Annotated in this window: 31 protein-coding genes; 10 read left to right on the forward strand and 21 right to left on the reverse strand. The window is 62.9% G+C overall.

The window, feature by feature from the left end:
* Nucleotides 1-156: 156 nt before the first annotated feature.
* From V6767_RS05960 to folD, 3 genes are all read left to right on the forward strand, one after another.
* Nucleotides 157-741, forward strand: coding sequence for a F0F1 ATP synthase subunit B (locus V6767_RS05960; RefSeq protein ID WP_448472618.1), 585 nt, complete (start codon nt 157-159; stop codon nt 739-741).
* A 4-nt stretch (nt 742-745) separates the two neighbouring features.
* On the forward strand, nt 746-1,231 hold the full coding sequence (locus tag V6767_RS05965; RefSeq protein ID WP_230720227.1) for a F0F1 ATP synthase subunit B: 486 nt from the start codon (nt 746-748) through the stop codon (nt 1,229-1,231).
* A 110-nt stretch (nt 1,232-1,341) separates the two neighbouring features.
* Nucleotides 1,342-2,241, forward strand: a complete 900-nt coding sequence (gene folD, locus V6767_RS05970; protein WP_448472619.1) for a bifunctional methylenetetrahydrofolate dehydrogenase/methenyltetrahydrofolate cyclohydrolase FolD — start codon at nt 1,342-1,344, stop codon at nt 2,239-2,241.
* A gap of 28 nt (nt 2,242-2,269) precedes the next feature.
* On the opposite strand, the gene V6767_RS05975 is transcribed toward folD, so the two are convergent.
* The gene (locus V6767_RS05975) at nt 2,270-2,863 is read right to left on the reverse strand and encodes a TetR/AcrR family transcriptional regulator (protein ID WP_448472620.1); all 594 of its coding nucleotides are present in this window, start codon (nt 2,861-2,863) and stop codon (nt 2,270-2,272) included.
* 157 nt (nt 2,864-3,020) lie between these two features.
* Here V6767_RS05975 and V6767_RS05980 point away from each other — a divergent pair, with 157 nt between their 5' ends.
* Nucleotides 3,021-3,419, forward strand: coding sequence for a RidA family protein (locus V6767_RS05980; RefSeq protein ID WP_448472621.1), 399 nt, complete (start codon nt 3,021-3,023; stop codon nt 3,417-3,419).
* 131 nt (nt 3,420-3,550) lie between these two features.
* On the opposite strand, the gene V6767_RS05985 is transcribed toward V6767_RS05980, so the two are convergent.
* Complete coding sequence (locus tag V6767_RS05985) at nt 3,551-3,793, reverse strand: Lrp/AsnC family transcriptional regulator (protein ID WP_230720229.1); 243 nt, start codon at nt 3,791-3,793, stop codon at nt 3,551-3,553.
* 378 nt (nt 3,794-4,171) lie between these two features.
* Here V6767_RS05985 and V6767_RS05990 point away from each other — a divergent pair, with 378 nt between their 5' ends.
* Nucleotides 4,172-5,656, forward strand: coding sequence for an NAD-dependent succinate-semialdehyde dehydrogenase (locus tag V6767_RS05990; protein ID WP_448472622.1), 1,485 nt, complete (start codon nt 4,172-4,174; stop codon nt 5,654-5,656).
* A 270-nt stretch (nt 5,657-5,926) separates the two neighbouring features.
* Here the strand turns inward: V6767_RS05990 and V6767_RS05995 are convergent, their stop codons facing one another.
* The 4 genes from V6767_RS05995 to V6767_RS06010 are packed head-to-tail and all read right to left on the reverse strand — an operon-like array spanning nt 5,927 to nt 9,307.
* Nucleotides 5,927-6,865 (reverse strand): 5-oxoprolinase subunit C family protein, encoded by a 939-nt coding sequence (locus V6767_RS05995; protein WP_448472623.1) that lies wholly within the window; start codon nt 6,863-6,865, stop codon nt 5,927-5,929.
* Entirely contained in the window at nt 6,862-7,581 is a 720-nt protein-coding gene (pxpB, locus tag V6767_RS06000; protein ID WP_448472624.1) for a 5-oxoprolinase subunit PxpB, read from the reverse strand. The genes V6767_RS05995 and pxpB overlap by 4 nt, the downstream gene beginning before the upstream one ends.
* 50 nt (nt 7,582-7,631) lie before the next feature.
* Nucleotides 7,632-8,543, reverse strand: coding sequence for an NAD-dependent epimerase/dehydratase family protein (locus tag V6767_RS06005; protein ID WP_448472625.1), 912 nt, complete (start codon nt 8,541-8,543; stop codon nt 7,632-7,634).
* Entirely contained in the window at nt 8,540-9,307 is a 768-nt protein-coding gene (locus tag V6767_RS06010; RefSeq protein WP_448472626.1) for an SDR family NAD(P)-dependent oxidoreductase, read from the reverse strand. Before V6767_RS06010 ends, V6767_RS06005 begins: the two co-directional genes overlap by 4 nt.
* Before the next feature lie 153 nt (nt 9,308-9,460).
* Between V6767_RS06010 and V6767_RS06015 the strand changes: the two genes are divergently transcribed.
* The 3 genes from V6767_RS06015 to V6767_RS06025 all read left to right on the forward strand — a co-directional run bounded on the left by V6767_RS06015 (nt 9,461) and on the right by V6767_RS06025 (nt 12,601).
* Nucleotides 9,461-10,432: a Bug family tripartite tricarboxylate transporter substrate binding protein gene (locus V6767_RS06015; protein ID WP_448472627.1), complete on the forward strand. Its 972-nt coding sequence runs from the start codon at nt 9,461-9,463 to the stop codon at nt 10,430-10,432.
* Between the two features lie 153 nt (nt 10,433-10,585).
* Complete coding sequence (locus tag V6767_RS06020; protein ID WP_448472628.1) at nt 10,586-11,086, forward strand: tripartite tricarboxylate transporter TctB family protein; 501 nt, start codon at nt 10,586-10,588, stop codon at nt 11,084-11,086.
* Between the two features lie 30 nt (nt 11,087-11,116).
* Nucleotides 11,117-12,601 carry a tripartite tricarboxylate transporter permease gene (locus V6767_RS06025; RefSeq protein ID WP_448472629.1) on the forward strand — a complete coding sequence of 495 codons (1,485 nt, stop codon included), beginning with the start codon at nt 11,117-11,119 and terminating at the stop codon, nt 12,599-12,601.
* Nucleotides 12,602-12,624: 23 nt separating this feature from the next.
* Here the strand turns inward: V6767_RS06025 and V6767_RS06030 are convergent, their stop codons facing one another.
* Nucleotides 12,625-13,200 (reverse strand): hypothetical protein, encoded by a 576-nt coding sequence (locus V6767_RS06030; RefSeq protein ID WP_448472630.1) that lies wholly within the window; start codon nt 13,198-13,200, stop codon nt 12,625-12,627.
* 74 nt (nt 13,201-13,274) lie between these two features.
* Between V6767_RS06030 and V6767_RS06035 the strand changes: the two genes are divergently transcribed.
* Both V6767_RS06035 and V6767_RS06040 read left to right on the forward strand, forming a co-directional pair.
* Nucleotides 13,275-13,826, forward strand: a complete 552-nt coding sequence (locus V6767_RS06035; RefSeq protein ID WP_448472631.1) for a DUF2975 domain-containing protein — start codon at nt 13,275-13,277, stop codon at nt 13,824-13,826.
* Between the two features lie 3 nt (nt 13,827-13,829).
* A complete protein-coding gene (locus V6767_RS06040; RefSeq protein ID WP_448472632.1) occupies nt 13,830-14,045 on the forward strand; it encodes a helix-turn-helix domain-containing protein in 216 nt (71 codons plus the stop codon).
* Nucleotides 14,046-14,054: 9 nt separating this feature from the next.
* On the opposite strand, the gene V6767_RS06045 is transcribed toward V6767_RS06040, so the two are convergent.
* The 14 genes from V6767_RS06045 to ffh form a co-directional block, all read right to left on the reverse strand.
* On the reverse strand, nt 14,055-14,906 hold the full coding sequence (locus V6767_RS06045; protein WP_448472633.1) for an IclR family transcriptional regulator: 852 nt from the start codon (nt 14,904-14,906) through the stop codon (nt 14,055-14,057).
* Between the two features lie 68 nt (nt 14,907-14,974).
* Nucleotides 14,975-16,687, reverse strand: coding sequence for a thiamine pyrophosphate-binding protein (locus V6767_RS06050; RefSeq protein ID WP_448472634.1), 1,713 nt, complete (start codon nt 16,685-16,687; stop codon nt 14,975-14,977).
* A gap of 210 nt (nt 16,688-16,897) precedes the next feature.
* Nucleotides 16,898-18,307, reverse strand: coding sequence for a 3-isopropylmalate dehydratase large subunit (gene leuC, locus V6767_RS06055; RefSeq protein WP_448472635.1), 1,410 nt, complete (start codon nt 18,305-18,307; stop codon nt 16,898-16,900).
* Nucleotides 18,308-18,576: 269 nt separating this feature from the next.
* On the reverse strand, nt 18,577-19,431 hold the full coding sequence (locus tag V6767_RS06060) for an amino acid ABC transporter permease (RefSeq protein ID WP_448472636.1): 855 nt from the start codon (nt 19,429-19,431) through the stop codon (nt 18,577-18,579).
* Between the two features lie 7 nt (nt 19,432-19,438).
* Nucleotides 19,439-20,239: a transporter substrate-binding domain-containing protein gene (locus tag V6767_RS06065; protein ID WP_448469601.1), complete on the reverse strand. Its 801-nt coding sequence runs from the start codon at nt 20,237-20,239 to the stop codon at nt 19,439-19,441.
* Between the two features lie 108 nt (nt 20,240-20,347).
* Nucleotides 20,348-20,527 (reverse strand): hypothetical protein, encoded by a 180-nt coding sequence (locus V6767_RS06070; protein ID WP_448472637.1) that lies wholly within the window; start codon nt 20,525-20,527, stop codon nt 20,348-20,350.
* Between the two features lie 179 nt (nt 20,528-20,706).
* Complete coding sequence (gene rplS, locus V6767_RS06075; RefSeq protein WP_448427027.1) at nt 20,707-21,174, reverse strand: 50S ribosomal protein L19; 468 nt, start codon at nt 21,172-21,174, stop codon at nt 20,707-20,709.
* A gap of 168 nt (nt 21,175-21,342) precedes the next feature.
* Nucleotides 21,343-21,876 (reverse strand): GNAT family N-acetyltransferase, encoded by a 534-nt coding sequence (locus V6767_RS06080; protein WP_448472638.1) that lies wholly within the window; start codon nt 21,874-21,876, stop codon nt 21,343-21,345.
* Nucleotides 21,869-22,558 (reverse strand): tRNA (guanosine(37)-N1)-methyltransferase TrmD, encoded by a 690-nt coding sequence (gene trmD, locus V6767_RS06085; protein WP_448472807.1) that lies wholly within the window; start codon nt 22,556-22,558, stop codon nt 21,869-21,871. The genes V6767_RS06080 and trmD overlap by 8 nt, the downstream gene beginning before the upstream one ends.
* Nucleotides 22,559-22,568: 10 nt before the next feature.
* The gene (gene rimM / locus V6767_RS06090) at nt 22,569-23,108 is read right to left on the reverse strand and encodes a ribosome maturation factor RimM (protein WP_448472639.1); all 540 of its coding nucleotides are present in this window, start codon (nt 23,106-23,108) and stop codon (nt 22,569-22,571) included.
* A gap of 19 nt (nt 23,109-23,127) precedes the next feature.
* Nucleotides 23,128-23,709 carry an NYN domain-containing protein gene (locus tag V6767_RS06095; RefSeq protein WP_448472640.1) on the reverse strand — a complete coding sequence of 194 codons (582 nt, stop codon included), beginning with the start codon at nt 23,707-23,709 and terminating at the stop codon, nt 23,128-23,130.
* Nucleotides 23,710-23,842: 133 nt separating this feature from the next.
* Nucleotides 23,843-24,226: a 30S ribosomal protein S16 gene (gene rpsP / locus V6767_RS06100; RefSeq protein ID WP_448472641.1), complete on the reverse strand. Its 384-nt coding sequence runs from the start codon at nt 24,224-24,226 to the stop codon at nt 23,843-23,845.
* 33 nt (nt 24,227-24,259) lie between these two features.
* Nucleotides 24,260-24,571, reverse strand: a complete 312-nt coding sequence (locus tag V6767_RS06105; RefSeq protein WP_448469616.1) for a chorismate mutase — start codon at nt 24,569-24,571, stop codon at nt 24,260-24,262.
* On the reverse strand, nt 24,572-26,107 hold the full coding sequence (ffh, locus tag V6767_RS06110) for a signal recognition particle protein (protein ID WP_448472642.1): 1,536 nt from the start codon (nt 26,105-26,107) through the stop codon (nt 24,572-24,574).
* Between the last annotated feature and the right edge of the window lie 197 nt (nt 26,108-26,304).

Here is a 26,304-nt window from a genome sequence, read left to right on the forward strand (position 1 = left end):
GGGGGGTAGCGGGGGGGGCGGGTTTTTTGGGGGGGGGGGGGGGCCGGCGGCCGGGGGGGGGGTTTTTTTTTTTGGGGGGGGGGGGGGGGGGGGGGCCCCCCCCCCCCCCCCCCCCCCCCCCCCGCCCCTTGTTGTCGAAGACCTTTGGAGGTGAGCATGTTTGTGACCCCGGCTTTGGCCCAGACGTCGCATGGTGCAGAAGCACAGCACACGGAAACCACGCTGGCCGAATTGGAGCATCACGAACAGGCGGTGTTCCCGCCCTTCGATTTCGCGACCTTCCCGTCGCAGATTCTCTGGCTGGCCATCACGTTCGGTCTCTTCTATCTGGTAATGAAGAAGGTGATCGTTCCCCGCGTCGGCTCCATTCTGGAAGACCGCCACGATCGCATTGCCCAGGACCTCGACGAGGCGGAACGCCTGCGCAGCGAGGCCGATGCCGCGATCAAGGCCTATGAAAAAGAACTCGCCGAAGCCCGCAACGAGGCCCGCAGCATTTCCGCCGCCGCCGCCGACAAGGCGCGCGCCGAAGCCGATGCCGAACGCGAGCAGCTGGAAGCCGAGCTTGGCAAGAAGCTTGCGGCCGCCAATGAGCGCATCGCCGCGGTTCGTAACGAAGCGCTTCAGGAAGTCGGCGGCATCGCCGAGGAAACAGCCGCTCTGATCGTTACCCAGCTGATCGGCGGCCGGGTCGCCAAGGGCGACATCGAAAGCGCGGTTTCGACCGTCAGGGAGGGCTGAGCCCATGTCTCTCGATGCAACATTCTACGCCTTTGTCGGCCTGATCCTGTTCTTCATCGTCGTTGCCTATTTCAAGGTGCCCGGCATTCTGCTGCGCTCGCTTGATTCGCGCGCCGACGAGATTCGCGACGAGTTGGCGGAAGCCAAGCGCCTGCGCGAGGAAGCCCAGCACGTGCTTGCCGATTATCAGCGCAAGCGCCGCGAGGCCGAGGAAGAGGCCAAGGATATCGTTGCCGCCGCCGAGCGCGACGCAAAAGCGATCAAGGAAGAAGCCCGCCGCAAGACGGAAGAATATGTCGAGCGCCGGACCGCCTTTTCCGAGCAGAAGATCCGTCAGGCCGAGCAGGAAGCCGTTGCAGCCGTGCGCGGCGCTGCCGTCGACGTCGCCGTCGATGCCGCGCGCATCGTTCTGGAAAAGAAGGCGACACCCGCGGTGCGCTCCAAGCTGTTCTCGCAGTCGGTCGACGCGGTCAAATCCCGCCTGAACTGATCCGGCCGGGTTAAGTGTGAAAGACATTGGCAAGCGTTCCGGCGCTTGCCGTTTTTGTTTCTGGCGTCCGGTTGAACGATGGCAGGACGCCTCGGAAGAGGGCTGCAGACATGGCAAAGCGGATAGACGGCAAGGCGATCGCGGCGGATGTGATCGGGAAGGTCACGGCGGCAAGCGCCGCCTTGAAGGCGGAAAAAGACGTCGTGCCGGGACTGGCCGTGGTCATCGTCGGCGACGATCCGGCAAGCCACACCTATGTCGCGGCCAAGGGCCGACGCGCCAAGGAATGCGGGTTCCATTCCGTCCAGGTCACGCTTCCGGCGGAAATCAGCCAGGCGGAACTGGAACAGGTTGTCCGCGAACTGAACGAGGATCCCGCGATCCACGGCATTCTGGTGCAGCTCCCCCTGCCCGGCCATCTCGACGAATTTCCCGTCATCCAGCTGATCCGTCCGGAAAAGGACGTGGACGGGCTTTCGATCGTCAATGCCGGCAAGCTTGCACTCGGCGACACCCAGACAGGCCTGATCTCGTGCACGCCCGCAGGCGCAATGGTGCTGATCCGCACCGTCCACGGCAACGATCTTTCCGGCCTAAACGCCGTCGTGATCGGCCGGTCCAATCTGTTCGGCAAGCCGATGGGCCAATTGCTGCTGCAGGCCAATGCCACTGTCACCATGGCCCATTCGCGCACCGCCGACCTGCCGGAAATCTGCCGCCGCGCCGACATCCTGATCGCCGCAACCGGCCAGGCGGAAATGGTGAAGGCCGATTGGGTGAAACCCGGCGCCACGGTGATCGATGTCGGCATTACCCGGATACCCGCACCCGAGCGCGGCGAGGGCAAGACTCGCCTGATCGGCGATGTCGATTATGCCGCCGTCGAACCTCTCGCCGGCGCCATCACGCCGGTGCCCGGCGGCGTTGGCCCGATGACCATCACCATGCTGATGGCCAACACCATGATCGCCGCCTGCCGCGACAATGGCGTGACCGTTCCCGATTTCTGAGATCCGGGTAGCCCGCACAAAGAGAAAATCAATCCTGTTTTGCAAGCAGCCCCGCGGCCAGCTGTCTGAAGGTCTCGACGGCTTTCGGCAACGCCTCACGCGGGTCATCGCTCGACGCCACCCACAAGGCCGCGTTCAGCGCCGCTCCGTTCAGCAAACGCGATGCCGCTTCGACATCGACGGGTTTCAGGACCTGATCGGCAACCAGCCTGGCGATCTTCTGCCTTGTCTCCTGAAGACAGGCATTCTGGCTCGGCCACTGCGATGGATCGCCAAGAAAGGCGGGACCATCTCGCAGGACAATCCGTTGAACCTCGGGGTTCAACGCGGTTTCGATATAGACTTCCCCCTCGACGAGCAGAGCGTGCCAATCGTCCCTGGCTGAAGCGGCCGCCTCCTTCGCACGCCCCGCCATTTCCCCATCGATCTGATCGACCACGGCGGCCAGAAGCCCCTTCTTGTCGCCGAAATTATGATAGAGCGCGCCGCGGGTCAGGCCGGCATCCGCCGTCAGTTCATCCATCGAGGCTGCAGAAAACCCACTTTCAGCGAACGCTTTGCGCGCGGCGGCGATCAGCCTGACCCGGTTTTCCGCCATCGTATCGACCCGTCGCTTTGCCATAGCTAAATTGCTCCAATTTCAAATACGCGCCGTATGCCAATTGACATACGATCCGTATATTATATGCTCACATACGTTACGTATATAAAGAAGATTGCCCCAATACCATGGCAATCCATCGACATCGTATAATTGCAAACAGGAAGAAATGACTCCCATGCCGACACGTGAAGCTATATTTCCCGCCGATCGCCACGCCCTTTACGAACAGCACGGATACTCGGCCGCGATCCGCTCCGGCGATCTGCTATTCGTTTCGGGCCAAGTCGGCAGCCGCAGCGACGGTTCTCCGGAACCGGATTTCGAAGCGCAGGTAAGGCTGGCTTTCGCCAATCTGGAGGCAACGCTGGCAGCTGGAGGATGCGGTTTCGGCGACATCGTCGACGTGACGTCCTTCCATACCGATCCCGAAAAGCAGTTCAGCACGATCATGGCCGTCAAGAACGGCGTGTTTTCCGAGCCACCCTACCCCAACTGGACCGCCATCGGCGTGAACTGGCTCGCCGGTTTCGACTTCGAGATCAAGGTGATCGCTCGCGTCCCGGACAGAGTTTGACGGGCACACCACGAACACAGTGACCGGATCAGCTAACGCATAGGCCGGCGTCAGCCGGCCTTCAACATCCGCAAATATGGCCTCCGTTCGCCGCGCCTCGGACGGTTTGCGGACGGCTCCGCTTCCGGCCCCTAGCTGAATGCCTTGAACGTCACCAGGGTGAAGGTGTCCTTCACGCCTTCAATTGTCTGCAGGTTGCTGGTGACGAAGTGGCCGATATCGGCATCCTTCGCCAGATAGAACTTCGCCAGCAGATCATAATCGCCGGAGGTCGAATAGATTTCCGAGGTTTCCTCAAGCGTGCGCACCACCAGATCGGCGACGTCATACGCTTGTCCGGGATGGCATTTGAACTGAACGAATATCGTCTGCATCGGCTACTAGATCCTCTTTGCGCATCATCATGGCATCGCCGCTTCGTGTATAGCACCAGCCGGCAGAGGGAGGCCAGATGGTTCGATGCCAGAGATTGACTATCACAAAAATAAAACTTAATTCCATTATACGTTATTTATTACCTCAGGACAAAGGGCGCTTCCGCGAAAGGTGATGTGGATTTGTCGCCGGCGGCATGAGAATCGATGGGAGACGACGCATTTCCGGCACGCCTATCCTGAGCGGCGATAATCTTCGGAACCGGCGCGCCAGAATTTAGTTTGGCGAATGAAACGGCCGGTCTATATGCATTGTGAGCGTCGACCGCGGCCTTTCAGTCACGGGCCGGCAGACGAATGAAACAGGGAGTATACATCATGGCCATCGCAAAAGCGTTATCGGGCAAACTCAAGAAGGCGGACCTCGCCGAGCCGCGCGCCTATATCGCCGGCGAATGGCGTGACAAGGTCGCCAGCGGCAAGACCTTCGATGTCGTGAACCCGGCCAACGGCGAGGTCATCGCCACGCTCCCCGACTGCGGCAAGGAAGAAGTCGAGGAGGCCGTCGCCGCCGCCTATGAGGCCCAGAAGGCCTGGGCGAAGAAGACCGGCAAGGAACGCGCGGCGATCCTGCGCAAGCTCTACGACCTGATGGTCGAGAATGCCGATGACCTTGCGGTGATTCTGACTGCGGAAATGGGCAAGCCGCTTGCCGAGGCGCGCGGCGAAGTCCTCTATGGTGCGGCCTATATCGAATGGTTCGGCGAGGAAGCCAAGCGCGCCTATGGCGACATCATTCCCGGTCATCAAGCCGACAAGCGGATCATGGTGATCCGCCAGCCGGTGGGCGTCGTCGGCGCGATCACGCCGTGGAACTTCCCGAACGCGATGCTGGCCCGCAAGATGGCCCCGGCGCTCGCCGCCGGCTGCTCGATCGTCTCCAAGCCCGCCCAGCAGACGCCGCTTTCGGCGCTGTCCATGGCGCTGCTTGCCGAGCGCGCCGGCCTGCCGAAGGGCCTGCTGTCGGTCGTCACCTCGACAAGTTCGTCCACCGTCGGCAAGGTCTTCAGCGAGGATGACCGGGTGCGCAAGATCACCTTCACCGGCTCCACCGAGGTCGGCCGGATCCTGATGCGCCAGGGCGCCGACCAGATCAAGAAAATGGGTCTCGAACTCGGCGGCAATGCGCCGTTCATCGTGTTTGACGATGCCGATCTCGATGCCGCTGTCGAAGGCGCGATCGCGTCGAAATTCCGCAATGCGGGTCAGACCTGCGTCTGCGCCAACCGCCTTTACGTGCAGGCCGGCGTCTATGACGCATTCGCCGAAAAGCTTTCCAAACGCGTTGCCGGCCTCAAGGTTGGCTCCGGCATGGAAGACGGCGTCGAAATCGGCCCGATGATCGAAAAGGCGGCGGTCGAGAAGGTCGAGGATCACATTTCCGATGCCACCGCCAAGGGAGCCTCGGTCAAGCTCGGCGGCAAGCCGCACGAGCGCGGCGGCCTGTTCTTCGAACCGACGGTGCTGACCGGCGTGACGCCCGACATGAAGTGCGCGCGCGAGGAGACCTTCGGCCCGGTGGCGCCGCTGTTCAAATTCGAGACCGAGGACGATGTCGTCGCCATGGCCAACGACACGGAATTCGGCCTCGCTTCCTATTTTTTCTCGCGCGATGTGGCGAAGATCTTCCGGGTCGCAGAGGCGCTGGAATACGGCATTGTCGGCGTCAATACCGGCCTGATCTCGACCGAAGTCGCCCCGTTTGGCGGCGTCAAGCAGTCCGGCCTCGGCCGCGAGGGCTCCAAGTACGGCCTCGATGACTACACCGAGCTGAAATATATCTGCCTCGGCGGCATCGCCTGAGGGCGGGCAACATTGTTGGAGGGTATTACAGCCTGACCTTTTTACGGACGTCATCCTCGGGCTTGTCCCGAGGATCTAACCACCGCACCACACGAGCGGAGCTGGCGTTTCGCAACGGATTGTATTCAAGCCGAATTTTTGCCCGAGACGCTTGTCGTGTTGATACGTGCTTAGATGCTCGGGACAGGCCCGAGCATGACGGCGGAGAGATGGGCGGGCTTTGTCAACAAATTGGGAGCAAGGCTCCCCGTTGCCATTAACCGCGGCCCCTCACACCGGCGTCGCAATCGACCGGATTGCCGCTTCGACCCGCTCACGTTCGGCCAGAAGCCGCGCCTCGGCCTCGTCCTGGCTGATGCGGACGAAGTGAAACGGCTTACCGGCCGGCATCTGCGCAAGGCGCGGCAGGTCGGCGGAAATCACGGTGGCGATCTTGGGATAGCCGCCGGTCGTCTGCCGCTCCGCCGTCAGCACCGTGGCGATGCCCGAGCCCGGCACCTGGATCGAACCGGCGGGCGTTGCATCGGAAATGATATCGTGGCCGCCGATGGCGCGCAGCAGCGGCCCGTCGAGCAGGCTCGCCATCCGGTCGCGCCGGCTGGAGACGGAAAACGGCTCGGTGAGAAGCAGCGCCCAGGCCCGGGCATCGAAGCGATCGTCCTGCGGCCCGGCGACGATCCGGATCGGCCCCTGCGGATAGTGGAAAATCTCCGTCAGTCTCCGTGGCGGGGCGAGTGCGCTCTCGCCGAGCGGCAGCATATCGCCCTCGGCAAGCACCCTGCCCTCAAACCCGCCCATCGCGTTCCGGACATGGGTGGCGCGCGAGCCGAGCAGTTCCGGCACCGCGATGCCGCCCGAAAAGGCGATATAGCCCCAGACCGCGCCTCTCATCGGGCCGATCTCCAGCGTTTCGCCCGGCCGCAGCGCATGGCTTTCCCAAAGCGGCATGGCGCGCCCGTTGATCGTCACCTGCGCGGCCCCGCCGGTGACGGCCACCATGCAAGGCGCGGTGACGCGATAGCTGCCGCCGAACTGGGCGAATTCCAGCGCGGCCGCGCCATCCTCATTGCCGACAAGCGCCTGCGCAATCCGAAAGGCCGCCTCGTCCATCGGCCCCGAAGGCGAGACGCCGGCAGCGAGATAGCCGGTGCGCGGCCGCGCCTGCACGGAAACCATGAGCCCGGCCCTGACGACCTCCAGCCTGTTCATGCCGCCTCCGGTTCCACAATGGCCTCGCCGGACTCCACGCGACGTTCCAGCGCCGCCATGTCGTCGGCACCGATCTCGAAAAACCGGATCATGTCACCGGCGCGGAAGAAGGAGGGCTCGGCGCGCTCCGGGTCAAAAAGGCGCAGCGGCGTGCGGCCGATATAGCGCCAGCCGCTGGGCCCGGAAACCGAGTTGATCGCCGCCTGCGCGCCGCCAATGCCGACCGCGCCCGCCGCCACCTTCTGGCGCGGTACGGCGAGGCGAGGCGTATGTAGCGCCTCCGGCAGGCCGCCGAGATAGGTGAAGCCGGGCGCAAACCCGATCATGTAGACCCGGTAGTCAGCCCCGGTGTGCAGCGCGATCAGCTCTTCAGGACTGATATTCTTGATTTCGGCAAGGTCTGCGAGATCAAGCGCGTCATCGCCCCGATAGCAGACGGGCACCCGGAAATGCCGGCGGGCGGTGTTTTCCCCGTCCTCGGTGAGATGCTCCACCCGTTCGAAAAGCAGCGGCGCGAGCGCACTCCCGCGAATGCGGCCGGGATCGTAAAAGACGAGCAGCGAGCGATAGGTCGGAACGGTTTCGACAATCCCTTCCACCGGCCGCACCTTCAAAGCGTCGGCAAGCGCGATCACGCGGGCGTTTACGGCCGCGTCGATCCTGTCGTCGAATTCCACGGTCACGGCCTGGTCGCCGGCCGGCTCGATCGTTACCACTGTCCACTGCTCCCGAGCGGCGCCCGCCAGCCGGGCGCGCGCTCAGGCTATCAGCTTTCCACAGTTTCGCGAAAGACCTCGATCGTCCGCCGCGTTCCTTCCACAAGCGAGATTGCCGGCCAGGTTCCGAGAAAGGCGCGCAGCGGGGCGTTGTCCATGATTTCCGGCACGGGGCGCGGATTATCCGCCACGGTGATCGCGGCACCGGGCACGACCGTGCGGATGGCATCGGCGACATCATGCATGGACTCGATCTCGGTCGTCAGGTCGCTGACGACGGGTTCGCTTGCCGGCTTGTCGAGGCAGCGCAGGAATATCTCGGTCACCTCATCCACATGCTGGAAGCACATCTTGCCGGAGAACGGCAGCTCATATGCCTCGCCCCGGGCAGCGGCCTGCATGGCAAGCGTGATCGCGGCGGTCTCGCCGCTGGTGCGGCCGGGACCATAGACGACATTCGGCCTCAGCCCGACCGATCCCAGTCCGTGATCGAGGAAATAAACCTTCGATATTTCCTCGCAGCAATGCTTGAACACGCCATAGAGGTTCGCCGGTGAGGCCAGCGGGCCACGCGGGCGGGCGGCGAGCGAACTGGCATAGACCACGCGGTCTATCCCCGCCTTGACCGCCGCTTCGAGAATATTGATATGGCCGATGACATTGACCTTGGCGCCGAGCACCGGGTTGGAGCGGCAGGCCGGGATGACGAGGGCTGCCAGATGCAGGATGGCATTGATCCCGAAGCGGGCGATCACCGCGTCAATCGCGCTCGACCGGGTGATGTCGCCTTCCACATAGGTAACGCCCGGAAGGCGGGCCTCTTCCGGCGGCAGGTTGAGATCGAACACGATCACCGTGTCGCCGCGCTCAGCCAGCGCATCGGCAAGCGACTGCCCCAGAAAACCCGAGCCGCCCGTGACCAGCACCGTCAGCGGCATGCGCTTTTCGTTGTGCCCGCTCATGACGCCATCCCCTGCCCGCCATTGACGTCCATCAACTGGCCGGTGATGAAGCCGGCCTCATCGGCAGCGAAGAAGGCGACGGCGGCGGCGACATCCTCGACCCTTCCGTTGCGGCGCACGGGAATGCTGTCCACCGCCTTTTGCCGCTCTTCCGGCGACATCCGCTCGCTCAAAAGCCGCTCCACCCGCGGCGTCAGGATCGCGCCGGGGCAGACGGCATTGCAGGTAATGCCATGGGGGCCGAATTCCTGCGCCATCTGCAATGTCATCGACTGGATCGCGCCCTTGGCGGCAACGTAATTCGCGCCGGTGAACAGGCTGCCATAACGCCCGGCCTTGGAGCCGAGATTGATCACCCGGCCGAAGCCTGCCCTGACCATGCCCGGCAGGACATGGCGACTGACGCGCACGGCCGCCGTGACGTTGAGCGCCATCACCCGCTCCCAGTCGTCATCGCTTTCCTCCAGAAAGGCCTTCGGCGTATGCAGCGATCCGCCGGCATTGTTGACAAGGATATCAAATGTCATGCCCTTGTCGGCAAACTCCGCCATCATCCGGGCGATGTCATCGCCATCGGTCAGGTCGCCGGCAATGAAGACGGCGTCGTGCAGTTCCGGGGATTGGCGCGCCTTGTCGATCGCCTCCGGGCTGCGGTCGATGATGCCGATCCGCGCGCCCTCGGCGGCGAGCCTTGCCGCGATCGCCGCGCCCAGCCCGTCCGCAGCACCCGTCACCAGCGCGGTTCTGCCTTTCACCCTTTCCATATATATCCTCCCTTTGGCCATCCCTTTTGAATGAGGGATTGACCCGTATTAAAAATGGTACATAATACCACTATGCAGAACTTTTGGCATTCTGCCAACGGTTTTTGCTTGAGCTCCTGGCGGAGCGCGTGAATATTTGGGAGGAGATTCATGATGAAATCAGCCAAGGGGGGCGCTGGCCGCCTCGCATCCGTAATGGCAGTGGCCGCGACATTTGTCGCCTTCACCGGCGGCGCCGAGGCCCAGTCCAACCGTCCTGTCACGATCGTCGTGCCGTTTGCCGCCGGCGGCGGCACCGACATCACCACCCGCGCCATGCAGGAAGGCATGTCCAATTCACTGGGCGTCAGCGTGGCGGTGAAGAACACCGCAGGCGCCGGCGGCACGATCGGCGTTGGCGAGGTTGCCCGCGCGAGGGCAGACGGCACCACGCTGGGCATGGCCCCGGTCGGCCCGCTGACCACCCAGCCGCATCTGCGCAAACTGCCCTATGACGTCGACAGTTTCGACTATATCTGCCTTGCCTATTCGGCGCCGACGGTGATCGCGGTCGGGAAGGATGCCCCCTTCAACAACCTCGAAGACCTCGTCAAATATGCCAAGGAAAACCCGGAAGGGGTGACATTCGCCGTGCAGGCGATCGGCTCGATCCCGCATATCGCCGGTCTGGCGCTTGAAGATGCCGCCGGCATCAAGATGACCTATCTGCCGGTCGACGGCGACGGTCCCGCGCTGAAGGCGCTGCTGGATGGCACCGCCGACGTGTTCATCCCGCATGTGTCCTTCTACACCAGCAATGCGGACCAGCTGAAATCGCTGGCGCTGCTTGCCAAGGACAAGCTTGCCGAACAGCCGAACCTGGTGACAGCCGCCGAGCAGGGCTACAATCTCGACTTCCCGATCTGGGGCGGTCTGGTTGCGCCGAAGGGGCTTGAGGCCGCCGACATCACCAGGCTGGAAACCTCCTGCAAGGCAGCGATCGATTCCGCGCCCTTCCAGGAACGTATGGAAGCGGTCAAGCAGCCGATCGCCTACATGAATTCGGCCGATTTCGACGCGTTCGTTCACGAAAAATACGAAACCAACCGCAAGCTGCTCGAAAAGGCCGGGCTTCTGGCAAACTGATCGGCTGACGGCTGCCGCCGCTTGCGGCGGCCGTCCCGGAAAGTCCGCAGTTTCTGAAGACGACGAAAATACGGTATCTATTGTTTTGCGGTTCCGGCAGGCCAGCGCCCGCCGGCGCCATCTTTGTCACGTCGAGACAGGCTTGGAGGAAGCATGGACGACCGGCAGATCAGCGACGGCAAGGTGTCACGGGCAGCGCGCCTCAGCGAGGCCGCGGTCATCGGCGCGCTTGCGCTCCTTGTCCTTGTGTTCTTCATCCAGACCTTCGAGGAAATCAGCGCCTTTGCCCGCGCGAGCCAGGGTCGGGGCCCGTTCTTCTTTCCGCGCTTCGTGCTTGGGGTCATGGCGCTGCTGATCGCGCTTTTGATCCTGCTGTTGCCGGGCGCGCGCCATCGCGGTTCGGAACTGCCGGCGCTCAAGCCGGCGCTGCGCATGCTGGCGCTGATGGCGGCAACGGCCGGTTATTGCGCCGCGATGCCGGAGATCGGGTTTCTCGCATCCAGCATCGTCTTCGCGATCGTGGTTCCCGCGATTTTAGGCCGGCGCGATATTCTTGTGCTCGCCGCCGTCGCGGTCAGCTATTCGCTCGCCGTCTGGTTCCTGTTCGAGCGGGTGTTCCTGATCCTTCTGCCCGGCTTTTCATGGCCGTGGTGACCTCGTCAAACCGTTAGCCAGGGACGTTTCATGGACCTCATAGTTTCGGCCGCAACCCAGATCGCGACACCGCTCACGCTTCTGGCCATTATCGCGGGCACGCTGGTGGGCGTGATCGTCGGCGTCCTGCCGGGGCTCGGCTCGGTGATCGGGCTCACCATGGTGCTGCCCTTCACCTTTTCCATGCCGCAGATACCGGCGATCGCGCTGATGCTCGGCGTCTATTGCGGCTCGGTCTATGGCGGCTCGATCACCGCGATCGTGCTCAACACGCCCGGCACGCCGCAATCGGCGGCGACCGCGCTCGAGGGCTTCCCCATGGCCCAGCGCGGCGAGGCCGATCTGGCGATCGGCTGGGTCACGACCGCCTCCACCATTGGCGGGCTGTTCTCGGTTCTGGTCTTCGTGCTGGCCGGCCCCTCGCTTGCCGCCTTTTCCCTGCAGTTCACGCCGATCGAATATTTCGCGCTCGGCCTGTTCGCAATGACCTGCATCGCCGGCGTCTCCTCCGGTAACCTCTTGAAGGGGCTCGCCGCCGGCGCGCTTGGCGTGCTGCTTGCCACCGTCGGCAATGATCCGGTCACCGGCGATCTGCGCTTCACCTTCGACAGTTTCCAGCTCTCCGCCGGCATCGGGCTGATCCCGGTCATCGTCGGCCTGTTCGCCTTTTCCGAAATGTTCATGCGGGTGCTGACGATCGATAATGACGGGCCGCCGCCGGAACAGATGCGGGTCGGCTTCCGCATGCCGCCGCTTGCCGCCTGGAAGGGCCGTCTCGGCATGCTTTTGCGCGGCTCGCTGATCGGCTCCTTCGTCGGCGCGCTGCCGGGGACGGGCGCCGCCACCTCCGCCTTCATCGCCTATTCGGAGGCCCGGCGCGCCTCGAAGCGCAAGGATAATTTCGGCAAGGGCGAACCCGATGGGTTGATTGCCTGCGAAAGCGCCAACAATGCCGTCACCGGCTCGGCGCTGGTGCCCACGCTCTCGCTCGGCATTCCCGGCGATCCGGTGACCGCCGTCATGCTCGGCGCGCTGGTGGTGCAGGGCATTGCGCCGGGCCCGCAGCTCTTCGCCAACCATCTCGACCTGATCTACGCGATCTTCTTCTGCCTGATCATCGTCAATCTGGCGATGTTTGCGATCGGCGCGCTCGGCGCCTCGCTGTTTACCCGGGTGCTGCGCATTCCCGAACCGATCCTGATCGGGCTGATCCTGATCATCGCCACGGTTGGCGCCTATGGCGTTAACGGCAATCCCTTCGATGTCTGGGTGGCATTCATCGCCGGCGTTGTCGGCGTGGTGCTGCGGCATTTCCGCTTCCCCGTCGCCCCGATCGTGATCGGCATGGTGCTGCAGCCGACCATCGAACTATCCCTGCGCCAGGGCCTGATCCTGACCCACGGCAATTTCTGGGCGTTCTTCGAACGCCCGATCGCCGCCATCCTGTTCGTCATCACCGCGCTGACGCTCTGCTGGCCGCTGCTGCGCAAGGGGTATGCCCGTTTCAAAAGCTGAGGCCTGTTACGCCGGCGTTCCTTTCACCGTTGCAGGGCACCGCAATCCGGCAGGCGCTCAATGCCGCGGGCGGCCAGCAGCGCGCCAAACTTCGCGTTCTTCAACAGCGGAACCGCCGGCTCGCCGGGCCGGAGCGTGAGCGCGACATCCACGACCATATCGGAAAGATCCCCGCCGCCATCCACACAGCGCGCCGTAAAGGAAACGGAGAACGCGCCCTTGCCCTCAATGCCGGCCTCTCTGTCCTTCCTGATCTCAGACAACAGTGCCGACATGCGTTCTGCCTCATCGGGCGCAAGCACAAGCTCGACCCTATCGCGACCGGGCGCAGCGTCGAGGCGGCGGGCGACCTGCAGGCCCGCCTGCTCCTCCAGCGCCGCCCGCCCCGGAACGGCCCAACTGAGCGCAAGGGCGAGATCGCCATCGCCCACCCGCAAGGCCTTCGGCTTGGTCAATGCGACGACAAGCGCATCGGGATCGGCGTCGAGCGGCGAAGCTGCCTCGAGCGCTCCCGGTGCAACGCCGCCCATGGTGGAACACGCGGCCGGAAGCGCCAGGACTACACAACAGAAGGCGCGAAGCAAAAAACGTCGAAACATGGCATCCCTCTCGATTGACAGACATTTATTATTGTTTTACGAGAATTTTATATCGTCAATCAAGAGGCATCACGATGAACAATCAAAATTCCCCCGCCATGATCCGGCTATGCAAGCGGATGAAGCTCCTGACGCGGGTTCTTCAGGCCATGCTTGCAGCCGGCCTGATCTACGTGGCCTGGACGGCACTTTTCCGGACTGACGGGCTTGCCGCATGGCTGGCGGACGCTCTTGACCTGAACGTCGCCGTGACCATCACCCCGGCGATCGGCCTTGCCTTCGTCGCCATTGCGGCGATCCTGGCGGGGCTGGCGCTTACGGGATTGCAGACCGTCTGGCAGCTTTTCGACCGGCTCCAGCGCGAGCGCCCGTTTTCCTATGAGGCGGCCGCCCTTTTGCGCCGCGCGGGCCTGATCGCGCTTACCGGCGCGATCGCGGGCATGGCTCTGCGCCCGGTCGCCACGCTGCTTGCAACGCTTGCCAATCCACCGGGCGCGCGGGCGATATCGATCGGTGTCGGCAGCGATCAGCTGATGCTGTTCCTGCTTGCCGGATTCCTGTTCGTGATGGGCCATGTGATGGTTCTCGCCACCGCGATCAACGAAGATTACGAGCGTTTCGTCTGACCCATGCCGATCATTGTCAATCTCGATGTCATGCTCGCCCGCCGCAAGATGCGGGCGAAGGTCCTCGCCGAACATGTCGGCATCACCGAGCAGAATATTTCGCTGTTGCGCTCGGGCAAGGTGAAGGGCGTGCGCTTTGAAACGCTCGAAAGGATCTGCGCCGCGCTTGACTGCCAGCCCGGCGATATCCTCGAATACCAGCCGGAAGAGAGCGGCTGAGGGCGAGCCCTAGAAATTGCTGGCTGAAAGCGCCGAGATTTCCTGGGCGGCGCGCATCAGCATCGGCAGATGGACCGATTTCAGCTTTTCCGGCGGCAGGTTGCGGGCATTGCCGCCAACGCTGAGCGTATAGATGTCGCCGGTCATAGGCGCGCGCAGGACAACGCCGATGGCGTTATGCCCTTGCTTCCATTCGCCGAAGGAATCCGAATAGCCATTGCCCGCCATGCGCGACAATGCCGCCTCGAGCGCGGGCCGCTTTTCGGCTCCCCAGGCATCGCCGTGAATATCGGCCAGCAAGTCAAACGCCTCCGCGCGCTCCTCCTCGCCCATCGCGAAAAAATAGGCCCGGCCCGGCGCGCTTTCGGCCAGCGGAATGCGGGAGCCGACATTGAGGTTGAGCGCCACCGCCGTCGGCCGGCGCACCAGTTCCACGAACATCATCTCGGCGCCGTCACGCACCGACAGCGCCACGACGCAATCGCCTTCGGCGGCCATCTGGTCCATATGGGAACGCACAAGTTCGCCGAAGCCGAAACGGCCGATCGCCGCATAACCGAGCGTTAGCACCTGGTTGGACACGGCGTATTTGCCGTATTCGGGCATGTAGCGCAGATAGCCGAGCTTGGTGAGCGTGCCCAGCAGCCGCGAGACCGTGGTCTTGTGCAGGCCCGTCCGCTCGGCAAGCGCCTGGGTGCCCAGCACCTTGTCGTCCGCCCTGAACGCGCGCAGAATCGAAAGGCCGCGCGCCAGCGAACTGACGAACGGCCGCTCCTCGTTCAGGGCCGCTGCCCCGATATCCTGCCGCGGGCGGCCGCGCCGCCGCACAGGTTGATCATTTGTCTGATTGTCCTCGCTCATGACCCTTATTTAGCCCATCCCGCGCCTGCTTGTCATCGTGTTTGACAGGCGCGGGAAGGACAAAATTCCTATTTGAGCGCTGAGGGGTCCGGCAGATCGTCGTAATCCGAGCAATCGCGGTGGCTTGCCGCCGGATCGACCTTGACGTCGACCACGACCGGACCGCCGCGGCCATGGGCCTCGCGCAGAGCGTCGCCGATCTGGTCGGCCTCCGTCACCGTGATCCCGGAGCCGCCAAGCCCCTCGGCCACCTTGGCGAAGTCATGATCGCCGAAGTCGACGCCGATCGCCTTGTTGCCGAGATTGTCGCGCACCATGCCGAGACCGGCATTGTTGGCGACCACATAGACAACGTCGAGATTGTGCTCGGCCGCCGTGGCAATCGCATCCATGGTCATGACAAAGCCGCCATCGCCGATCACGCCGGTGACGCGCTTTTCCGGGCAGGTCACCTTGGCGCCGGTTGCCGCCGGGGTCGACCAGCCCATGCCGCCGATGCCGCCCGGGGCGACAAGCTGATGCGGCGTTCTGAGCGGCAGCGACGAGGTCGCCCAGATGCGGTTGGTGCCGGCATCGAGCGTCAGCAGGTCGTTTGGCGTCAGGAAGCCGTCAAGCCCGCGCATGATATCGGCATAATGCACCGTGCCGGGGCGGGTCTTGTAATGCGGCAGGTCGCCATAGCGGTTTTCGGCCTTGATCCTGCCGATGAAATCGCTGCGCCTCGCCGCCTGCGCGGCATCGACGCCGATGGCATCGAGCAAATAGCGGATCACATCGGCGGCATCCGCCGTCACCGCCATGTCGACCGGCACGACCCAGCCGGCATTCAGCGGATCGAGATCGACCTGGATGATCGTCTGCTCGCCCGGCCGCATCATTTTCTCGTCACGGAAGCGGGTATATTCCGGGCCGAGGCTGCAACCGAGCACGAGGATGACATCGGCGGCCTGAACCATGCGGTTGGCCGATTTCGCGGCCCAGTTGCCCATCATGCCGACGGCTACCGGCGTGGTTTCATCGATGACGCCCTTGCCGTGATAGCTGGAAGCGACCGCGATCCCCTCGCGATTGGCGAACCGCGACAGCATCTCGCCCGAACGGCTCATATAGACGCCATTGCCGGCGATGATGACGGGGCGTTCGGCAGACTTCAGGGTCTCGGCGATCCTGTGCAACGCATCGCCATCCGGCTTCATTGGCGTCGAACGCAGGTAACCCTCGGTCGGATAAAGTTTGGCGCGCGGATGATCGGGCACCTCCTCCTTGATGATGTTGGTGCGCATCACCACCGCGGCCGGTCCCTGGCGCGGGGTCGAGGCGTGCTTGACCGCAAGCTGGGTGCCGTAGATCGCCTCCGCCGGCGTGGTCGCGTAGGTGGCGTATTTGGTCATGGTCTTCATCACCGCGAAGGCATCGCCCGCGCCGTAATCGCCGGTCATGGTCTGGTAGACGCCGTATTGGGCGAAGCCGTCATAGCATGACGTGTCGGTGAGCACGACCATCGGCGTCGAGGAGAAATAGGCCTCCAGAATGCCGAACGCGCCGGTGGAACTCGCAAACGGCCCCTGTGCCATCAACAGGCCCGGACGGCCGGTGAGCTTGCCGGCGACCTGCGCCATTACCGAGGCCGACTGTTCCGAGCGCGCCAGCACCAGCTCGAACTCGTCCTTGCGATCAAAAAATGCCGGCAGCGACCATGTGATGCCCAAACCCGGCAGCGTGAAGCCGCGCGTGATGCCGGCCTCGATAAACGTCCTGATGACGCCCTCATTGGTTTTCATCGATTTCCTCCATTTTGAGAGGAGGATAATCAATCGCATTAATTCTGCCAAGCGCAATTTTGTAGTGATATGTGGATTTAGTGAATGCGTCAGCCCGACTTTCGCAAACCGTTTTCCCGACCCGCGCAAGAAGTCCTGCAAACGCAAGCAGGGGGCGGATCGCTCCGCCCCCTGCTCAATCTGTCGTAAAGGATGAACCTTCCGGGCCGCTTATTTCCAGTCGCGGATGTCCACGAAATGGCCCTCGATGGCGGCAGCCGCCGCCATGGCCGGGGAGACCAGATGGGTGCGGCCCTTGTAGCCCTGGCGGCCCTCGAAATTGCGGTTCGAGGTCGAGGCGCAGCGCTCCTCCGGCTTCAGACGGTCGTCGTTCATAGCCAGGCACATGGAACAGCCTGGTTCGCGCCATTCGAAACCGGCCTCGAGGAAGATCTTGTCGAGGCCCTCGGCTTCCGCCTGTTCCTTGACGAGCCCGGAGCCCGGCACGATCATGGCGTTGACGGTGCTCGCCACCTTGCGGCCCTTGGCAACGGCGGCAGCAGCGCGCAGGTCCTCTATACGGCCATTGGTGCAGGAACCGATGAAGACGCGGTCGACGGCGACGTCGGTCATCTTGGTGCCGGGCGTCAGCCCCATGTATTTCAGCGCCCGCCACTTGGAGGTGCGTTTGTTCTCGTCCGGAATATCGTCCGGGTTCGGCACTTCGCCGGTAACGGCGATGACATCTTCCGGCGACGAGCCCCAGGAGACGATCGGCGGCAGGTTGGCGGCATCGAGCACCACCACGCGGTCATATTCCGCGCCCTCATCGGTCGTCAGCGATTTCCAGTATTCCACCGCCCGGTCCCAGGCCTCGCCCTCAGGCGCGCGCGGACGGCCCTTGATATATTCGAAGGTCTTTTCGTCCGGCGCGATCAGGCCGGCGCGGGCGCCGCCTTCGATCGTCATGTTGCAGACGGTCATGCGGCCTTCCATGGAAAGGTCGCGGATCGCCTCGCCGGCGAATTCGATGACGTGGCCGGTGCCGCCGGCGGTGCCGATCTCGCCGATGATCGCCAGGATGATATCCTTGGCGGTGACGCCTTCCGGCGCCTTGCCATCGACGCGCACCAGCATGTTCTTGGCCTTGGACTGGATCAGCGTCTGGGTGGCGAGCACATGCTCGACCTCCGACGTGCCGATTCCGTGCGCCAGCGCGCCGAAAGCGCCATGCGTCGAAGTGTGGCTGTCGCCGCACACGATCGTCATGCCCGGCAGCGTAAAGCCCTGCTCGGGGCCAACGATATGGACGATGCCCTGGCGCTTGTCCTTCTCGGAATAATATTCAACGCCGAAATCGGCGGCGTTTTGCGCAAGGGCGGCCACCTGGATGCGGCTTTCCTCGTTCTTGATGCCGTTGACGCGGTCCGGCGTGGTCGGAACGTTGTGGTCGACGACGGCGAGCGTCTTGACCGGCGCATGGACCTTGCGGCCCGCCAGCCGCAGCCCTTCGAACGCCTGCGGACTGGTGACTTCATGCACCAGGTGGCGATCGATGTAGATGAGACAGGTTCCGTCATCCTGGCTGTCGACCAGATGATCGTCCCAGATCTTGTCGTAAAGTGTGCGCGCTTTGCTCATGGTTTCATGACCCATATGTCGAGATAAAAGGAAAAATACGGCGTGAAGCCGACTGCGAGGCTGAAGGCGATCAGCTAAGTCGGGCGTTGAGCGCGCCGGAAATCATCGCAAAGAACCGGCCCGGCAGGCGCTTCCTGTCCTGCAGAACGAAGGGCCGCGGCGAAACGGCCTGATTGCGATGGTCTATGGTCCTCATGGACCGGGTTATTAACAGCTTTCCGCGGGGACGGCAATCATTTCCGGCACGGCGCAAAACCGGCCCAAGCCCGTCATGCCGGCGGGAAAGCGCCCGGCGAGGCGTCGCGCGCAAGCCTGGCCTTCTGCCGCATCCGCCGTTCAATCCCGCGCAGGATCAGCGACAGGCCGATGGTCAGGAGCAGATAGATATAGGCGACGATCGAATAGGTTTCGAAGAAGCGGAACGAGCTTGCCGCATAGACCTTGCCCATCTGGGTGATATCGGCAACGCCGAGCACGGAAACCAGCGAGGAATCCTTCACCATCGACACGAAATCATTGGAAAGCGGCGGGAAGATGGTGCGGATCGCCTGCGGAAACACGATCAGCCGGAACCGCTGAAACCGCGTGAGGCCCAGCGCCTGCGCGGCCTCGATCTGCCCCTCGTCGACCGCCTGAATGCCGGCCCGGAAGATTTCTGCAATGAAGGCCGCATAGCCGATGGTGAGTGCGATGATCGCCCGCCACATCAGCGAGAAATCCCGCACCACGATCCTGTCCATGACGCCGGCATCGATCAGCGGCGTCAGGGCGAAATTGGCGAACGCCACCATGGCCGGCGCGCCAACGAAGGCGACGTAGAACAGCAACACCAGGATCGGGATGCCACGAATTATCTCGACATAGAAACGCGCGATCTGGCGCAACGCCACGTGACCTGAAAGCCCCATCAGCGCGATCAGCATGCCGATGATGGTCGCCAGCGCGAAGGCCACCAGCGTCACGAACACAGTGACGCCGATGCCCTTGGCGACGATGGCGAAGACCTCGGCATAAAGCCCGTTGACGGCGATCGCGATGCCCGCAGCGCCGGCGAGCGCCAGAAAGGCGTAGAGCCACCATGGCCGCTCGCCCGCATTGCCGGCGGGCAGTTTCTGGAAGCTCATGGCCCGCCTACTGGCCCATGGCGTAATCGACGAACCATTTCTGGTTCAGCGCATCGAGCGTGCCGTCGGCTTCCATGTCGGCGATCGCGGCATTGAACGGCGCCACGAGATCGGAGCCGGGCGGGAAGATGAAGCCGAAATCCTCGGCGCCGAGCGGCTCGCCGATCAGCTTCAGCGCGCCGTTGGAAACTTTCACATAGCCGTTGGCGGCCGTGCTGTCGGTCAGCGCCAGATCGACATCGCCGATTCTGAGCGCCTGAATTGCCGCCCCGATGGTTTCGTAAAGCTTGATGCGCGGGTTCTGCTCGTCGCCGTCCAGCACTTCATAAACCGCGGTGTAGAACGGCGTGGTGCCGGGCTGGGAGCCGATCAGACCGTCCTCGAAGGCCGCGAAGCTTTCCGCATCGTCGAAGCGGTCCTCGTCGCCGCGCGCCAGCATCAGCATTTCGGAATGCATATAGGGCTCGGAAAAATCCACCATTTCCTTGCGGTCGTCGCGAATGGTGATGCCGTTCATCGCCATGTCGTACTGGCCGTCATGGATCGCCTGGATCATCGCATCCCAGCTTGTCGTGGTGTATTCGATGTCAAGGTTGAGGCGCTTGGCAATCTCGGCGACGGCGTCATATTCCCAGCCGATCGCCTCACCCGTCTTGGGATCGATGAATTGCAGCGGCGGATAGGTGTTTTCGGAAACGACGGTCACGGTCCGTCCGTCAAGGTCAGGCAGTTCGGCGGCGAAAACCGGGCTTGCAAACGCGCCCAGCGAAACCAGAACCGCGGCGCAAAGGGCGCGTCTCGACAGCATGCTATAACTCCTTGCAGCAGATGATTGCCGCAAGGTGTCACAACCCGGCAGGAAAGCGCAAGGGCGCAGCCGCGCCAAACCGCTCCTTCGCCAGGCCGTCAGGCGATATCAGTGTGCAAGCCCGCCTTGTTTCGGCGTCTCTTCGGCGGGGCGATAGCCGGAAGGGTCCGGATCGTCATCGTCGCGCAGAAACTCGAACACGTCGCGCGTGAGCATTCTGGCGTGGAGGACGGGCGTGGCGATGGTGCCCAGCGTCGGGGCTGCGCCAGCCACTTTGGCGCGTCTCATGAACATTTCTGCTCCGTTTCGCCGGTCGTCTTTCGGCGGCAACCGGCTTTTCGTTTCAAGGACGCCGTAGATAGGAAGCGATTTCGACTTTTTCTTGTCAAGCAAAGCCGCCGCAACCGTGAAACGCAAAAGAGCCGCACGACGGCGGCTCTTTCAAAAACATGTGCCTGACGGAAAGCTTATGCTTCGTTCGCCTTTTCAGCGGCAGCGGCTTCCTTCTCGGCCTTCGCGGCCGCGCGGGCGGCGGCTGCAACTTCGCGGGCTTCGTCGTTCAGGCGGCGCGAACGGACCGAGGTGTTTTCGGCGATACGGGCCGACTTGCCGCGACGGTCGCGCAGGTAGTAAAGCTTGGCGCGGCGAACCTTACCGCGGCGGATCACTTCAACGCCTTCAACCTGCGGCGAATAAACCGGGAATACGCGCTCGACGCCTTCGCCGTAGGAGATCTTGCGAACGGTGAAGTTCTCGTGGATGCCGCCGCCGGAACGGGCGATGCAGACGCCTTCGAAGGCCTGCACGCGGGTACGGGTTCCTTCCGTAACGCGAACATTGACGCGCACTGTGTCGCCGGCTTCGAACGGGGGCAGTTCGCGCAGTTCGTTGATGCGCGCGGTTTCTTCAGCTTCGAGCTGCTCGATGATGTTCATCGGTCTTACCTCTTGTCAGTCTTGCTTCAACAGCCAGAGCGCCCGACAATCATCCTTTGGTCAAAGCCGCCGGATTGGCCGATAAAGGCCGGAGCGTTACGCGGTTCTTCATTTGGGTAACCGGAAACACCGGTCAGGGCGGGCCTATAGCCGATTTTTCGAGGCCTGTCACCCCTTTTCCGCGGTTTCCCACTCCGAGCGCAACAGGCCCATCCAACACGTATCCCAGCGTTCATCCAAAAACCGCGCCGAGGAGCGGCGGATACCCTCCATCTGGAACCCGAGTGCGCGATAGGCGCGGATCGCAGTCTCGTTGAAATCGTAAACGATCAGTTCGACCCGCTCGATTTCAGGCACCTTCAGCGCCTCGTCAATCAGCAGAGAGACGATCGGCCGCGCAAGCCCCCTGCCACGGCAGTCGGGCGCAACCGCGATGCGGCAGAGCCGGGCGATGCCATCGAAATAGTCAAAGCAAATTTCGCAGTGTCCGACCACCGCGTCGCCCTGTTTCGCCGTGAAATAGAGCCATTCGGGTCGCTGGCCGGACGAAAGCGCGAGCAAGGCGCGCATCTGGGAAGCATCAAGCGGAAAGGTCAGCCGGGTGCCGCCCCACTGGGCAAGCGCGCGGGCGTCCGGGAACCAGCCCGCAAGCGTTTCGAAATGCTCCTCGGTAAATGGCACCAGCCGCACCGGTTCAGCCATCGTCATCCTCCAGCAGGTCCGGCCTTCGCTCGCGGGTCAATTCAAGCGCCTGTTCATGCCGCCATTTATCGATCGCGGCATGATTGCCTGAGGTCAGCACCTCTGGAATGCCCTGCCCTTCCCACTCGGCAGGCCGCGTATAATGCGGATGTTCCAGAAGTCCGTTCTCGAAGCTCTCATGCGTGCCCGATTCGGCGTTTCCCATCACCCCCGGCAGAACCCTGACGACCGCATCGAGCAGCGTCAGCGCCGCCGGCTCGCCGCCCGACAGGATATAGTCGCCGATCGAGACTTCCTCGAGATCGCGCCCGTCTATGACGCGCTGGTCGACGCCCTCGAACCGCCCGCAGACGATGACGACGCCCGGACCTTCCGCAAGTTCCCGCACACGGGCCTGCGTCAGCGGCTTTCCGCGCGGGCTCATCAGCAGCCGGGGCCGGGCATCATCGCCGGAGACAGCATCAATGGCTTTACCCAGAATATCGGCGCGCAGCACCATTCCCGCCCCGCCGCCGGCCGGCGTGTCATCGACGCTTCTGTGTCTGTCCTCGGCAAAGTCACGGATATTGACGGCATCAAGCGACCAGTCGCCGCGCTCGGCAGCCTTGCCCGCGAGCGAGAAGCCCAGATGCCCCGGAAACATCTCCGGGTAAAGCGTCAGCACTGTCGCCCTGAAACTCATGGCGCGGCCTTCACGCGCCGCCGGCGCCGGGAAAATCCGGGTTGTCGTCGTCGTCTTCATTGATCAGCCCGGCGGCGACCGGATCGATCAGGATGCGCCCGTCCTCGAAATCCACCTCAAGAACCGCATTCTCGTTGAACGGGATCAGAACCGGGCGGCGGCCGGGGCCTTTCAGTTCCAAGAGATCGCCAGCGCCGAAATCGAACACCGCGCTGACCGCGCCGTAATTGTTGCCGGCGTCGTCGAAGACGTCGAGGCCTTCGAGATCGGCATAGAAATATTCGTCGTCGTCGAGCTCGTCATCGGGCAGGTTTTCGCGTTCGATGTAGAGGTCGAGACCGCGCAAGCCCTCGGCGGCGGTGCGGTCATTGATGCCGCGAAAGCGGATCACCACCATATTGTTCTTGCCCGGCCGGATTTCGAGAATCTCGAAACTGCGGCCGTCTTCGGCATGAAGATGACCGTAATCGCCGACGGAAAGCGGATTGGCGCTGAAGCAGCGCACCCGCACATCGCCGCGCAGCCCCTGCGCCGCGCCAATGCTCGCCATCAATACCGGGTCTTTTAATTTAGTTGGGCCAGCCGACATGACGCCTCAAATCCGAATGCCAGAGAAGTTCCGATGCCAGCCTGTGATTGTCAAATTCGATCAGAACAACCTGCAAGCCAGCAATACGAGCCAGTTTCATGGCCGGTATACAATCCGTATCGCCGGACACAAGGATTAATCGATCAACGCTACGCTCATAGGCAAAATTTGCCATGTCGAGGCCGATACGCATGTCGACGCCTTTTTGCTCGAAGTCCGGCTTGAAATCATCATCGGTGAGCGGTTTCTCGCCTGACGGCACTTTCCGAGGCTTGAACCCACGAAATTTCAACTCACCACGACGAACCGCAAACAGGTTCTTGGCCGCAAGTTCCTTGAGCCAGCCGTCCGAGCCGTTGAAGACAACCTCTTCTCCGGAGACTGGCTTCTTGAGTTTCCCGTTGTAGGGAGCGCAGTCGTAATAAAGGATGCGAAGCGCTGTCTCCTCCTCGCCAACGCAGCCATGGGCAACCTTCTCGATGAAATCGGGGTTGTAGTTGTGTCCGGCGATCCTCGAAATAACCCGCAAATGCCCGCCATCAATCAGAACCGCTACCCGCATGCTGTCCTCCCGAAATGCATAAAGCCTCCGCACCGAAATGCGGAGGCTGCATAATGCCCGCCTACGGGCGTAGCGGATATGCTATATATATAGGCGAAAGTTGCGAGCTTCGCAACTTTCGGCCGGCCGCCCCTTATTCCGAAGCTTCGGCGGTCGCTTCGGCAGCAGCAGCGGCGGCTTCTTCGGCCTTCTGCTTCTTCTCGGCGGCGCGCTCTTCGGCCTTTTTGCCCGGCTTTGCCTTGTTCGGGTTGTTGCGGGCCTTGCGCTCGGCAAGGCCGGCTTCGGCGAGGAAGCGGAGCACGCGGTCGGTCGGCTGGGCGCCGGTGGAAAGCCAGTACTTTACGCGCTCTTCGTCGAAGGTAACGCGCTCTTCGGAATCCTTCGGCAGCATCGGGTTCCAGTGGCCGAGCTTCTCGATGAAGCGGCCATCGCGCGGGGAGCGCTCGTCGGCGGCGACGATGTGATAGTACGGACGCTTCTTGGAGCCGCCGCGGGCGAGACGAATCTTGATTGCCATTTTCTTTTCTCCTTAACGGCCTTCCGGCCTTTCTTACTCTTCGATGCCGCTATGTTGGGCGGCGATCTGCTCATGGTGCCGGATGACTTCCTTGATGATGAAATTCAGGAAAGTCTCGGCAAAGTCGGGATCGAGGTCGGCGCTTTTCGCCAGAGCCCGAAGCCTCGAAATCTGCTGTTCCTCGCGCGCCGGGTCGGCGGGCGGAAGGTCATGCTCGGCCTTCAGGTGCCCCACTGCCTTGGTGCAGCGGAACCGTTCGGCCAGGATATGCACCAGCGCGGCATCGAGATTGTCGATCGACTGGCGGTATTGCAGAAGCTGCTGGCGGATTTCAGGTTCGTTCATCTATTTCTTCCCCTTGCCAAAACCGCCACCAAGGCCGGGCAGCTTCGGGCCGCCGAGACCCGGAAGCCCGCCCGACGGCAGGCCGCCGCCGGGAAGACTGCCGGCCTGCTTCTGCAGTTCGGCAAGCTGGTTGGCATCGAGTTTGGAAAGGTCCGGCATGCCGCCCATTCCGCCGGGCATGCCCCCGCCCATGCCGCCGCCGAGCATGTTCATCATCTGCTTCATCTTGCCTTTGCCCTTGCCGCCCATGGCCTTCATCATGTCGGCCATCTGGCGGTGCATTTTCAAAAGCTTGTTGATGTCGGCGGCAGAGGTGCCGGAGCCCGCGGCAATGCGCTTCTTGCGCGAATTCTTCAAGACATCGGGATGGGCGCGCTCATATTTCGTCATCGACGAGATGATCGCGAGCTGGCGCTTGAACACGCTATCGTCCATGCCGGCCGCGGCCAGCTTGTCCTTCATGCCGCCCATGCCGGGCATCATGCCCATGATGCCGCCCATGCCGCCCATGTTCTGCATCTGCTTGAGCTGCTCGGCCATGTCGTTCAGGTCGAACTTGCCCTTGGCCATCTTCTCGGCCATGGCCTTGGCTTTTTCGGCGTCGATCGTCTCGGCGGCCTTTTCCACCAGCGAAACGATATCGCCCATGCCGAGAATGCGGTCGGCGATGCGCTTGGGGTGAAACTCCTCCAGCGCATCCATCTTTTCGCCGGTACCGATCAGCTTGATCGGCTTGCCGGTGACCGCGCGCATCGAAAGCGCCGCACCACTGCGGCCGTCGCCATCCATACGGGTCAGCACAAGACCGGTAATGCCGACGCGACTGTCGAAGTTGCGCGCCAGATTGACGGCATCCTGACCGGTAAGACTATCGGCCACCAGCAGGATTTCATGCGGGTTCGAGACCTTGCGGATATCCGCCATCTCGACCATCAGCGGCTCGTCGATATGGGTGCGGCCGGCGGTATCGAGGATCACCACGTCATGGCCGCCGAGCTTGGCGGCCTGCACGGCGCGCTTGGCGATCGCGACCGGATCCTGACCTGCGATAATCGGCAGCGTGTCGACCTTGGTCTGCTCGCCGATCTGCTTCAACTGCTCCTGCGCCGCCGGGCGGCGGGTGTCGAGCGAGGCCATCAGCACGCGCTTGCGGTCGCGGTTCGTCAGCCGCGCGGCGATCTTGCCGGTGGTGGTGGTCTTGCCCGAGCCCTGCAGGCCGACCATCATGATCACGACCGGCGACGGCGCGTTGAGATCGATGGTAACGCCCTCGGCGCCCAGCATCTCGACAAGTTCGTCATGCACGATCTTGACGACCATCTGGCCGGGCTTGATCGATTTCAGGACATCCGCGCCAACGGCCTTTTCCTTCACCCTGGCGGTGAAGTCGCGCACCACTTCCAGCGCGACATCGGCCTCCAGCAGGGCGCGCCGAACCTCGCGCAACGCAGCCGAAACATCGGCTTCCGAAAGCGCGCCGCGTCCGGTCAGTCCCTTGAGGACGGAACCAAGGCGGTCCTGGAGGTTTTCAAACATGGCCCATTCCCTTTTCGTTTCGGCTTGTCGTCAGGGCGAAACGTTGGCACAGCAGCCGGCAAATACAAGACGCAAAGCAAAAATCCATCCGAGGGCGCATCGCGCTGTCGGATGTTGACCTCCGGGCTCTCTTTATACCTTCACGGGCCCCGGTCGGCTGCTGAGCGTCTCGCTGTCAGCTGATTGAGGGCGGATAA

Source organism: Martelella sp. FLE1502, from assembly GCF_053484255.1.